This window comes from Arthrobacter sp. GCM10027362, from assembly GCF_042679445.1.
Taxonomy (GTDB): Bacteria; Actinomycetota; Actinomycetes; order Actinomycetales; family Micrococcaceae; genus Crystallibacter.
Genome location: NZ_JBHTML010000141.1, coordinates 1 through 11,184, shown reverse-complemented (window position 1 = coordinate 11,184; position 11,184 = coordinate 1). Strand labels below are relative to the sequence as shown.

At 71.3% G+C, this 11,184-nt stretch carries 10 protein-coding genes and 1 pseudogene; 8 read left to right on the top strand and 3 right to left on the bottom strand.

Translation table 11 applies throughout. From position 1 onward, the window contains the following. The 3 genes from hutH to ACFQ36_RS16750 form a co-directional block, all read right to left on the bottom strand. The coding region (gene hutH, locus ACFQ36_RS16760; RefSeq protein WP_377015583.1) for a histidine ammonia-lyase at positions 1-1,385 on the bottom strand (1,385 nt) is incomplete at its 3' end. Continuing rightward, a complete protein-coding gene (gene hutU, locus ACFQ36_RS16755) occupies positions 1,382-3,079 on the bottom strand; it encodes a urocanate hydratase (protein WP_377015581.1) in 1,698 nt (565 codons plus the stop codon). The genes hutH and hutU, both read right to left, overlap by 4 nt. Before the next feature lie 144 nt (positions 3,080-3,223). Next, positions 3,224-3,991 carry an IclR family transcriptional regulator gene (locus tag ACFQ36_RS16750; RefSeq protein WP_377015579.1) on the bottom strand — a complete coding sequence of 256 codons (768 nt, stop codon included), beginning with the start codon at positions 3,989-3,991 and terminating at the stop codon, positions 3,224-3,226. Between the two features lie 165 nt (positions 3,992-4,156). Here ACFQ36_RS16750 and ACFQ36_RS16745 point away from each other — a divergent pair, with 165 nt between their 5' ends. From ACFQ36_RS16745 to ACFQ36_RS16710, 8 genes and pseudogenes are all read left to right on the top strand, one after another. Next, a complete protein-coding gene (locus ACFQ36_RS16745; protein ID WP_377015577.1) occupies positions 4,157-4,837 on the top strand; it encodes a TrmH family RNA methyltransferase in 681 nt (226 codons plus the stop codon). A gap of 266 nt (positions 4,838-5,103) precedes the next feature. Continuing rightward, positions 5,104-6,063: pseudogene (locus ACFQ36_RS16740) on the top strand (DUF222 domain-containing protein); the annotation flags it as partial. A gap of 523 nt (positions 6,064-6,586) precedes the next feature. Beyond that, positions 6,587-7,606: a class II fructose-bisphosphate aldolase gene (gene fbaA / locus ACFQ36_RS16735; protein WP_377015575.1), complete on the top strand. Its 1,020-nt coding sequence runs from the start codon at positions 6,587-6,589 to the stop codon at positions 7,604-7,606. Next, on the top strand, positions 7,606-8,040 hold the full coding sequence (locus ACFQ36_RS16730; protein WP_377015585.1) for a DUF3151 domain-containing protein: 435 nt from the start codon (positions 7,606-7,608) through the stop codon (positions 8,038-8,040). The genes fbaA and ACFQ36_RS16730 overlap by 1 nt, the downstream gene beginning before the upstream one ends. 61 nt (positions 8,041-8,101) lie before the next feature. Beyond that, positions 8,102-8,728, top strand: a complete 627-nt coding sequence (locus tag ACFQ36_RS16725; RefSeq protein WP_377015573.1) for a thymidine kinase — start codon at positions 8,102-8,104, stop codon at positions 8,726-8,728. Positions 8,729-8,814: 86 nt separating this feature from the next. Continuing rightward, positions 8,815-9,849, top strand: a complete 1,035-nt coding sequence (gene pdhA, locus ACFQ36_RS16720; RefSeq protein WP_377015571.1) for a pyruvate dehydrogenase (acetyl-transferring) E1 component subunit alpha — start codon at positions 8,815-8,817, stop codon at positions 9,847-9,849. Positions 9,850-9,887: 38 nt separating this feature from the next. Beyond that, positions 9,888-10,880 (top strand): alpha-ketoacid dehydrogenase subunit beta, encoded by a 993-nt coding sequence (locus ACFQ36_RS16715; protein WP_377015569.1) that lies wholly within the window; start codon positions 9,888-9,890, stop codon positions 10,878-10,880. 9 nt (positions 10,881-10,889) lie between these two features. After that, the coding region (locus ACFQ36_RS16710; RefSeq protein ID WP_377015567.1) for a biotin/lipoyl-containing protein at positions 10,890-11,184 on the top strand (295 nt) is incomplete at its 3' end.

Below are 11,184 nucleotides of genomic sequence, written 5' to 3'. Positions count from 1 at the left end.
GGCGCGCGCAGTTCGAGGCCGCGGGCGGCGGCGACCAGCTCGATGGCCAGCACCCGGCGCAGGTTGGCCACGGCGGTGCGCAGCTTGCGGGCCGCGTGCCAGCCCATGGACACGTGGTCCTCCTGCATGGCCGAGCTCGGAATCGAATCCACGCTGGCCGGAGCGGCCAGGCGCTTGTTCTCCGCCACCAGCCCGGCCTGGGTGTACTGGGCGATCATCAGGCCCGAGTCCACGCCCGGATCCTCGGCCAGGAACGGCGGCAGCCCGTGCGAGCGGGCCGGGTCCAGCAGCCGGTCCGTGCGCCGCTCGGCAATCGAGGCGACGTCGGCGGCCACGATGGCCAAAAAGTCCAGCACGTAGGCCACCGGGGCGCCGTGGAAGTTGCCGTTGGAGGTGACCGTGCCGTCGGGCAGCACCACCGGGTTGTCGATGGCGGCGGCCAGCTCGCGCCCGGCCACGGTGGCCGCGTACTCCACGGTGTCCCGGGCGGCGCCGGCCACCTGCGGTGCGCAGCGCAGTGAGTAGGCGTCCTGGACCCGGGGGTCCCCTTCCCGGTGCGAGGCCACGATGGGGGAGTGGGCCAGCACGCGCAGCATGGTGCTGGCGCTGAGGGCCTGGCCCGGGTGCGGACGCAGCGGCGCGTGCAGCTCGGCGCGGAAGACCTGGTCGGTGCCCAGCAGCGCCTCCACACTCATCGCGGCGGTGATGTCCGCGACGGTGAGCAGCTCGCGCAGGTCGGCGATGGCCAGGATGAGCTGGCCGAGCATGCCGTCGGTGCCGTTGACCAGGGCCAGGCCCTCCTTCTCGGCCAGCACCACCGGCTCGATGCCGGCCTCGGCCAGCAGCTGCGGCACGGGCCGTTCAGTCCCGTCCGGACCGGTGGCCCGGCCCTCGCCCATGAGCACCAGGGCGCAGTGCGAGAGCGGGGCCAGGTCCCCGGAACAGCCCAGCGAGCCGTACTCGTGCACCACCGGGGTGATCCCGGCATTGAGCAGGGCAATCATGGTCTCGAGCACCTCGGGCCGGACCCCGGTCCGGCCCGAGGCCAGGGTTTTGGCCCGCAGGAACATCAGGGCGCGGACCACCTCGCGCTCCACCGCCGGGCCCATGCCGGCGGCGTGCGAGCGGATCAGGGACTTCTGCAGCTGGATGCGGTAGTCCGCGGGGATGTGCCTGGCGGCCAGGGCGCCGAAGCCGGTGGAGATGCCGTACACCGGGGTGTCGGACCTGGCCAGGGCGTCCACGTGGGCCCGGACCCGGGCCACCTCCCCGCGGGCCCCGGGGGAAAGCTCCACCCGGGCGCCGTGGCGCGCCACGGCAATTACGTCGTCGGCCGTGGCACCGGAGGTGCCCAGGACCACTGTGGCCAGTTGCGCCGTCGTCATGACTGCCGTCCTTCGTTCATCGGGATGCGGATACCGCGTTCGGCGGCGACCTCGGCGGCACGCTCGTACCCGGCGTCGGCATGGCGGATGACTCCCATGCCGGGATCGTTGGTGAGCAGGCGTTCGAGCTTGGCCGCGGCCAGGTCGGTGCCGTCGGCCACGGAGACCTGCCCGGCGTGGATGGAACGGCCGATGCCCACGCCGCCGCCGTGGTGGATGGAGACCCAGGTCGCCCCGGAGCTCGCGGCGGTCAGGGCGTTCAGCAGCGGCCAGTCGGCGATCGCGTCCGAGCCGTCGGCCATGGCCTCGGTCTCGCGGTAGGGGGAGGCGACGGAGCCGGAGTCCAGGTGGTCGCGGCCGATCACGATGGGCGCGGAGACCTTGCCCTCGGCGACCAGGCGGTTGAACAGCAGGCCCGCCCGGTGGCGCTCGCCGTAGCCGAGCCAGCAGATCCGCGCCGGCAGCCCCTCGTACTCGACGTGCTCCTGCGCGGCGTCGATCCAGCGGTGCAGGTGCCCGTTGTCCGGGAAGAGCTCCTTGATCGCCTCGTCGGTGACGCGGATGTCCTCCGGGTCCCCGGACAGGGCCACCCAGCGGAACGGGCCCAGGCCCTCGCAGAAGAGCGGGCGGATGTAGGCCGGGACGAAGCCGGGGAACTCGAAGGCGCGCTCGCAGCCGCCCTTGCGGGCCTCGTCGCGGATGGAGTTGCCGTAGTCGAAGACCTCGGCACCGGCGTCCTGGAATTCGACCATGGCCTGCACGTGGCGGGCCATGGAGGCCTGGGCCTTCTTGGTGAAGCCCACCGGGTCCGCCTCGGCCTCGGCGCGCCAGTCCTCGAACGCGACGCCCTCGGGCAGGTAGCTCAGCGGGTCGTGGGCGGAGGTCTGGTCGGTGACGACGTCGACCGTCAGCTCGCCGGCCTGGTGCCTGCGCAGCATCTCGGGGAAGACCTCGGCGGCATTGCCCACGACGCCCACCGACAGCGGGCGCCGTTCGGCCTTGGCGGCGAGGACCTTGGCGACGGCGGCGTCCAGGTCCGTCGCGACCTCGTCCAGGTAGCGCTTGGCCTCGCGCCGGCGCAGCCGGGATTCGTCCACGTCGACGATCAGGCAGGTGCCGCCGTTGAGCGTCACGGCCAGCGGCTGGGCCCCGCCCATGCCGCCGCAGCCGCCGGTCAGGGTCAGCGTGCCGGCCAGGGACCCGTTGAACCGCTTGTCCGCGATCGCGGCGAAGGTTTCGTAGGTGCCCTGCAGGATGCCCTGGGTGCCGATGTAGATCCAGGACCCGGCGGTCATCTGCCCGTACATCATCAGGCCCTCGGCCTCGAGCCGGCGGAACTCGGGCCAGGTCGCCCAGTCCCCGACCAGGTTCGAGTTGGCGATCAGCACCCGCGGGGCCCACACATTGGTGCGGAAAACCCCGACGGGCTTGCCCGACTGCACCAGCAGCGTCTCGTCCTCCTCCAGGGTCTGGAGGGTGCGCACGATCGCGTCGTAGGCCTCCCAGGAGCGGGCCGCGCGCCCGGTGCCGCCGTAGACGACCAGGTCCTCGGGCCGCTCGGCGACCTCCGGGTCCAGGTTGTTCATCAGCATCCGCAGCGGGGCCTCGGTCTGCCAGCTCTTCGCCCGCAGGTCGGTGCCGCGCGGTGCCCGGATAAAGCGGGACGGGTCGTGCCGGGTGAACTTCTCAGCCATTTCACGGTCCTTCTTTCGGGTCGTGGGACTGTCGTGGATCCGTGCATGGCTCGGATCACAACCTCTGCATCCATGAAACAGCCGCCGCCGCCCCGGCACAGTGCGGTTCCGCACGGTTCTGTCCGGGATCCCAGACGCGCCTCGTCAGATGCCGTAAATCCGGTGCGAGACATCCGCGGCCACCGAACGCAGCTCGGCCAGCAGCGCCTCGCGCTGCTCGGCCCCCACCCGGTGGCTCAGGAAGGTGACGGCGACGGCGGCGGCCGGCCAGCCGACATGGTCCAGTGCCGCGACCGCCAGTGAGCCGAAGCCTGCCGTGACGTCCCCTTCCTCGGTGGCGTAGCCGCGTTGGCGGACCTGCTCCAGATGGGACTTCAGCTGGGCGTAGCCGGTGATGGCCGGATCCGGCTGGCGGACGATGAAGGCGGACTTGTCCGGAAAGATCGCGCGCACCTGGGAGGCCGGCAACGCGGCCAGGATCGCCCGGCCGCTGGCGGTCAGGTGCGCCGGCAGCCGCACCCCGACGTCGGTCACCAGGGACGGCCGGTTCTTGGCCCGTTCCTCCACCAGATAGAGCACATCCCGCCCGTGCAGCACGGCCAGATGCGCGCTCTCGCCCACCCGGTCCACCAGGCCGGCCAGCAGCGGCCGGCCCAGCCGGGCCAGCGGTTCCTGCCTGGCATAGGCCGAGCTCAGCTCGAAGGCGGCGATGCCCAGCCCGTAGACCCGCTCCTGCGGCAGGTGCAGCACGAAGCCGTTCTCCTGCATGACGGCGAGCAGGTGGTAGACGCTCGAGCGGGGCAGCCCGAGGGCGGTGGCAATGGCGGTGGCGGAGACCGGGCCGCGGCGCGAGGCCATATAGCGCAGGATCCGCAGCGTGTTCTCGGCCGCGGGGACCTTGGAGGCTGCCATTGGTTTCCTCCGGGTTGGGGCGGGAATGTCCGGGATGCCAGACTCTTTCCTCGATTCTGGCACATCCGGCAGCGCCGGATGCCCCGCGACGGGGGGGCGATTGGTCGGGGCACCGCCGCTGGTGCGCCGCAATTCGGCTGCCGTGTGGTGGCTTAACCTTGTGGGGTGGAAACCAACGCAACCGGGGCACTCCAGGAGGCCGCCGCCGTCGACCCCGTCCAGGACGAGCACCATGGCCACCAGGTCGGCGTCGGGCCCTGGGAAGGACCGGCGCCGGAAGGCGGGCACTGGGACCCGGACCTGCTGGCGCACGGGGACCGGCGCAATGTCGCGGACCAGTACCGCTACTGGGCGCACGAGGCGATCGTGGCCGACCTGGACGCGCGCCGGCACACCTTCCATGTGGCCATCGAGAATTGGCAGCATGACCTGAACATCGGCTCGGTGGTGCGCTGCGCCAATGCCTTCCTGGCCAAGGAGGTGCACATCATCGGACGACGCCGGTGGAACCGGCGCGGGGCCATGGTCACCGACCGCTACCAGCATGTGCGCCACCACCCCACGGTGGAGGACTTCGTGGCCTGGGCCCGGGGCGAGGGGCTGCGGATCATCGGGATCGACAACTTCCCGGATTCGGTGCCGCTGGAGACCTACGACCTGCCCGCGAACTGCGTGCTGGTGTTCGGGCAGGAGGGGCCGGGCCTGACGCCGGAGGTCCACCAGGCCGCCGATGCCACCTTGTCCATTGCGCAGTTCGGCTCGACGCGCTCCATTAATGCCTCCGCGGCCGCGGCGATCGCCATGCACGCGTGGATCCGGCGTCATGTTTTCGGACAGTCCGTGTAAGCTCCGGCGTCCCCGCGGCACCAGCGCCCGGATCAAAAATTTAACCTAACCTAACCATTCCCCTGCCGCCGGATCCGGACCCGGACTGAGCTTCGCCCCGGGGTGTGCTGGTCAATATCGTGCCCGTGCTCGAAGAACCGGACGATGACTGGGGCGACGGCGGGGACCCGGATGGGCCGGACCCGTTCGGGATCCCCGAGGAGCGGCCACCCGCGCGGCTGCCGCTGGCGGCGGCTCCGCAGCGGCTGCTGGCCCTGCTGGCCGGGATGGAGCCGTTCGACCTGGTCTACGAACAGGCCGCGGACGCCCTGGTGGCGGTGCGCCGGTCCCGCTCCTTCCTGGATGCCTGCGTGGTGCGGCTGCTGGACCGGATGCGGGTGGCAGCCAGGCAGGAGCAGCCCTGTGCGGGGGAGCCGGAGGATTGCACGGCGGAAGCCGGCGCCCGCACCGAACGGCTCGCCGCCGCCGCGGTAGTCGAGGAGGCGGCTCGCCTGCTGCGCATCCCACGCAGGGAGGCCTCCGCGCGGCTGGAGGACGCCCTCCGGCTGGCGGCGGAATTCGTGCCCACCCTCCTGACCTTGGCGGGAGGAAACCTGACGGACGGCCAGGCGCGGGTGATTCTGGCCGAAGCCTGCTTCCTGCCTCCGGCCGCCCGCCCTGCGTTCGAAGCCGAACTGCTGCGCGCCGCCTCCGGCCTGACCGGGCCCGGGCTGGCCGCCCGGGCCCGGAAGCTGCGCGAACGCCTGCACCCGGAGACCATTGCCGCCCGCCGCGCCAGGGCCGAGGCGGACCGCTGCATTCAGCTGCGTCCGCTCGAGGACGGCATGGGCTGGCTGGGCCTCTACCTGCCGGCCGAAAAGGCGGTTGCGGCCTTCAACCGGATCCAGGATGCGGCGGTGGCGCTGCAGGGGCCGGGCGACTCCCGGACGCTGACGCAGCTGCGCGCCGAAGTCGCCGCGGATCTGCTGCTCTGCGGTACGTGCGCCGGTGGAACCGCGGGCGTGTCGTGCTCCGGCATCGCGGCGCAGGTGATGGTCACGGTTCCCGCCCTGACCATGCTGGGCCTGGACGACACCCCCGCCGAGCTGGAAGGCTACGGGCCGGTACCGGCGCAGGTGGCCCGGCACCTGGCCGGCGACGCGCCCTCGTTCACCCGGCTGCTCACGGACCCGGTCAGCGGGGCCGTGCTGGCCATGGACCGCCGGCAGTACCGGCCCGCCAAGGCCCAGCGCGCTTCCTGCGGGGCCGGGACGGCACCTGCAGGTTCCCCGGCTGCCACCGCTCCATCCGCTCCTGCGACCTCGACCACACCCTGGCCTGGCACCGGGGCGGCCGCACCGACGCGGACAACCTGGCCCAGCTATGCCCGCTGCACCACGCGCCCAAGACCGCGGGGCTTTGGGCTGCCGCGCAGCCGGAGCCCGGAACGGTCGTTTGGACGTCCCCGGCCGGGCGCACCTACACGGACCACCCCGCACCGCTGGCCGCCACATCACCGGAAGAGCTGTCCACGCTGCCGGAGCGGCTGGAGATCGAGGACCTCAACCGCAGGCTCCAGACCGTGTACGGCAAGCGCCGGACGCCGCAGAAGGGGCAGCTTTCCGGGCCGGTTTCCCAGGGCCAGGACCCGCCGCCGTTCTGAGGCCGCGCTTCACAGAACCAGGCGATGGCCCGGGGCTGGACTGCTCTGGCTAGGATGGGTAGCAGAGGTTACGTCCTCCTGTACTCACTGGCGATCGAGGAGAAACCATGCCCGTTGCAACCCCCGATATCTATGCCGAGATGATCGACCGTGCCAAGAGCGGCGGCTTCGCCTATCCGGCCATCAACGTCACATCCTCGCAGACCCTGAACGCAGCCCTGCAGGGCTTCGCCGACGCCGGCTCGGACGGCATCATCCAGGTCTCCACCGGCGGCGCCGCCTACTGGTCCGGCGCCGGGGTCAAGGACATGGTCGCCGGCTCGCTGGCCTTCGCCGCGTTCGCGCGCGAGGTGGCCAAAAAGTACCCGGTCAATGTCGCCCTGCACACCGACCACTGCCCCAAGGACAAGCTGGACTCCTTCGTGCTGCCGTTGCTGGCCGAGTCCGAGGCGGCCGTCAAGGCCGGCCAGGACCCGATCTTCAACTCCCACATGTGGGACGGCTCCGCCGAGACCCTGGACGAGAACCTGCGCATCGCCGAGGAGCTGCTGGCCCGCACCGCCGCGGCCAGGATCATCCTCGAGGTGGAGATCGGCGCCGTCGGCGGCGAGGAGGACGGCGTCGAGAACGAGATCAACGAGAAGCTCTACACCACCGTGGACGACGGCCTGAAGACCGTCGAGGCGCTCGGTGCCGGCGAGAAGGGCCGGTACATCACCGCGCTGACCTTCGGCAATGTCCACGGCGTGTACAAGCCCGGCGGCGTGAAGCTGCGTCCGGAACTGCTCCAGCAGATCCAGACCGAGGTGGGCGCCCGGATCGGCAAGGAGAAGCCGTTCGACCTGGTCTTCCACGGCGGCTCCGGCTCCTCCGAGCAGGAGATCGCCGACGCCGTCTCCTACGGCGTGATCAAGATGAACATCGACACGGACACCCAGTACGCCTTCACCCGCCCGGTGGCCGGACACATGTTCACCAACTACGACGGCGTGCTGAAGGTCGACGGCGAGGTCGGCAACAAGAAGGCCTACGATCCCCGTGTCTGGGGCGCCCTGGCCGAGAAGTCCATGGCCGCCCGCGTGGTGGAAGCTGCCAAGCAGCTGGGCTCGGCCGGAAAGACCTTCTGATGGCTGACCTGCAGGGATGGAACCTGCTGGGGCCCGAGCCCACCTACCTGCCCGAGGAAACCGAGGTGCTGGCACGGCTGGACGCCGGGGACGAGGCGGTGGACCTGGCCGCGCGGTTCCCGGCTTCCTCGCTGGTCTGGGCCATCCTCGCCGACGAGGCCTGGGGCGAGGGACGGACCATCGAGTCCTACGCCTACGCCCGGGTGGGCTACCACCGCGGCCTGGACGCGCTGCGCCGCGCCGGCTGGCGCGGGGCCGGCCCGATTCCGTGGGAGCACGAGCCGAACCGCGGCTTCCTGCGGGCGCTCTACGCACTCGGCCGGGCCGCCGGTGCCATCGGTGAGGCGGAGGAAGTGGACCGGATCGGCAAGTTCCTGACGGACTCGGACCCGGGCGCGCAGGCGGCCATCGAGGCAGCCGCCGGGAAGGCCTGAGCCCTGCGCGCGGTCCCGGCGGCAGTAGAATCGACTGCCGGGACCGCGCGAAAGGACTGGATTGGCCAAGCTGTATTTCCGCTACGGGGCGATGAACTCGGGCAAGTCCACCGGACTGCTGCAGGTTGCCTACAACTACGAGGAACGCGGGCAGCGCGTGCTGCTGGCCAAGCCGCTGGTGGACACCAAGGGGGACACCGCGATCCTCTCCCGGCTGGGCGTGGCCCGGGAGGCGGACTTCCTGATCCGGCCCGGCGAACCGGTGCGGGAGCACTTCGGCCGGCTCGCCGCCGGGGAGGACCCGGAGGCGCTGCTCGAGCATGTGGACGTGAAGCCGGTGGCCTGCCTGCTCGTGGACGAGGCCCAGTTCCTGGACCCGGCGCAGGTGGACGACCTGTTCCGCATCGCCGTGCTCGATGACGTGCCGGTGATGGCCTACGGCATCCGCACCGATTTCCGTACCGAGGCCTTCCCGGGGGCCAGGCGCCTGCTGGAGATCGCGCACAGCCTCGAGGAGCTCAAGACCATCTGCCGGTGCGGACGCAAGGCCGTGTTCAACACCCGGCGGATCGGCGGCGAGATCGTGTTTGACGGCGACCAGGTCGCCATCGACGGCCAGGACGTCCGGTACGAGTCATTCTGCGGCAGCTGCTATCTGCAGGCTTCCGGCGGCCGGCTGGGGACCTGACCCGGCGCTCTGGCGGCCCGCCGGACGCAGGCGTAGCCTTCAAGGAAGTGCAGCGGCGCACTTCTTCGCGGGAAGGAAACGCGTCCATGACCCAGACGGCAGCAACGGAAACGGTCCTGGCGGATTACTACCGGCAAATGGTGCTGATCCGCACCTTCGAACTGCGGGCCGCCGAGATGTATACCAAGGCCAGGATCGGCGGCTACTGCCACCTGAACCTCGGCGAGGAGGCCACGGTCGTCGGCCTGATGGACGCGCTCCGGCCGACGGACTACCTGTACGCGAACTACCGGGTGCACGGCTATGCGCTGGCCCGCGGCCTGGCAGCCCGCAACGTGATGGCCGAACTCTTCGGCCGGGTCGACGGCGTCTCCGGCGGCTGGGGCGGGTCCATGCACCTGTTCGACGCCGGGGCGCGGCTGATGGGCGGCTACGGCATCGTCGGCGGGCAGATCCCGCTGGCCACCGGCGCCGCCTACGCGATCGCCTACCGCCAGCCGCCCGGACCGGAGTCCGAGGCGGTGATGTGCCTGCTCGGCGAGGGCACGACGGCGATCGGCGCCTTCCACGAATCCCTGAACATCGCCGCGCTGTGGAACCTGCCCGTGGTCTACGTGGTGATCAACAACCGCACCGGCATGGGCACCACCGTGGAACATTCCTCCGCGGAACCGGAAATCTACAAGCGCGCCGCCGCCTACCGGATGCCCGGCACCCGCGTGGACGGCACGGACCCGCTGGCGGTGCGCGACGCGGCCGCCGAGGCGCTGCGCACCGCCCGCGAGGAGCGCCGGCCCTACCTGCTCGAGACCATGAGCTACCGGCTCAAGGGGCACTCGGTGGTGGACCCGGCGCGGTACCGCAGCCAGGACGAGGTCTCCGAAGCGTGGGCCCACGACCCGCTGCCGCTGCTGCGCGAGAAGCTGATCGAGGGCGGCGTGCTCAGCGAGGAGGAGGTGCTCGACGCCGAGGCCGACGCGGTCCGGATCGTGGACGACGCCGTGGACTTCGCCCAGGCCGACGCGGCTCCGGAACCGGACGCACTCTTTGCGCACGCCTACGCCAGCCCCGTGGCCAACGCGCCCGGACAGCTGCCCGGGGAGCGCCTGTTCCGGCAGTAGCCGGCAGTGCCGGCCGCAGAACCGAAGGAGGATCCCAGGTGGCCCTGATCAGTTACCGCCAGGCGCTCAACGAGACCCTGCGGGCCGAGATGGAGCGGGACCCGGATGTCTTCCTGATCGGCGAGGAGATCGGCAGGTTCGAAGGCTCCTACAAGATCACCGCCGGGCTGCTGGAGCGGTTCGGCCCGGACCGGGTCCGGGACACCCCGATCGCGGAGGAAGGCTTCGCCGGGGTGGCCATCGGCGCGGCGATGCTCGGCCTGCGCCCGGTGGTGGAGTTCATGACGCTGAACTTCTCCCTGCTGGCGCTGGACCAGATCGTCAACCATGCGGCGAAGATCTACACCATGTTCGGCGGCCAGACCAGCGTGCCGGTGGTCTTCCGCACGCCGGGCGGCGGCGGCCAGCAGCTGGCCGCCACCCACTCGCAGAACCTGGAGGTCTGGTACGCCCACGTGCCCGGGCTGAAGGTGGTGGCCCCGGCCACCCCGGCGGACGCCAAGGCCATGCTGACCGCCGCGATCCGTGACGACGATCCGGTGTTCTTCCTGGAGAACCTGAGCCTGTACAACACCAAGGGCGAGGTCCCCGACGGCGAGCAGGTCGGTGAACTCGGCACCGCCGCCGTCGTCCGCGAAGGCAGGGACCTGACCGTCATCAGCTATTCGCGCGGCGTGGGCCTGGCCCTGCTGGTGGCCGACGAACTCGACCGGGACGGGGTGTCCGTCGAGGTGGTGGACCTGCGCAGCCTGCGCCCGCTGGACCGGGAGGCCTGCTGCGCCTCGGCGCGCAAGACCAGCCGCGCCGTCGTCCTCGAAGACGACTGGCTCAGTTTCGGCATCGGGGCCGAAGTCTCCGCCTCGGTCCACGAAGGGGCCTTCGACTACCTGGATGCGCCGGTGCGCCGGGTGGCGGCGGCGGAAATCCCGCTGCCGTACGCCAAGCCGCTGGAGCGCGCCGCCCTGCCTGACACCTCCGCGCTGGCCCGGGTCATCCGCGAAGTCCTGGACGACACCCGCTTCACCCGCTAGGAGACAGCCATGACGGACGTGCTCATGCCCCGGCTCTCGGACACCATGGAGGAGGGGACGATCAGCCGCTGGGTGAAGCAGGAGGGCGACACCGTGGCCCGGGGCGAGGTGCTGGCCGAGATCGAGACGGACAAGACCACCATGGACCTGGAGTCCTACGAGGACGGGGTGCTCGAACGCCAGCTGGCCGCCGAGGGGCAGACGGTGCCGATCGGGGCGCCGATCGCGGTAATCGGCGACGGCTCCGAGGTGGGCACGGCGGCCCCGGCGGTGCCGCAACCGGCCGCCCGGCTCGACGGCGGTG

Excerpts from the sequence above, each read along its gene's own strand:
- ACFQ36_RS16750 (WP_377015579.1), bottom strand. The coding sequence starts at position 3,991 with ATGGCAGCCTCCAAGGTCCCCGCGGCCGAGAACACGCTGCGGATCCTG.
- fbaA (WP_377015575.1), top strand. The coding sequence starts at position 6,587 with ATGCCCGTTGCAACCCCCGATATCTATGCCGAGATGATCGACCGTGCC.
- ACFQ36_RS16730 (WP_377015585.1), top strand. The coding sequence starts at position 7,606 with ATGGCTGACCTGCAGGGATGGAACCTGCTGGGGCCCGAGCCCACCTAC.
- hutU (WP_377015581.1), bottom strand. The coding sequence starts at position 3,079 with ATGGCTGAGAAGTTCACCCGGCACGACCCGTCCCGCTTTATCCGGGCA.
- pdhA (WP_377015571.1), top strand. The coding sequence starts at position 8,815 with ATGACCCAGACGGCAGCAACGGAAACGGTCCTGGCGGATTACTACCGG.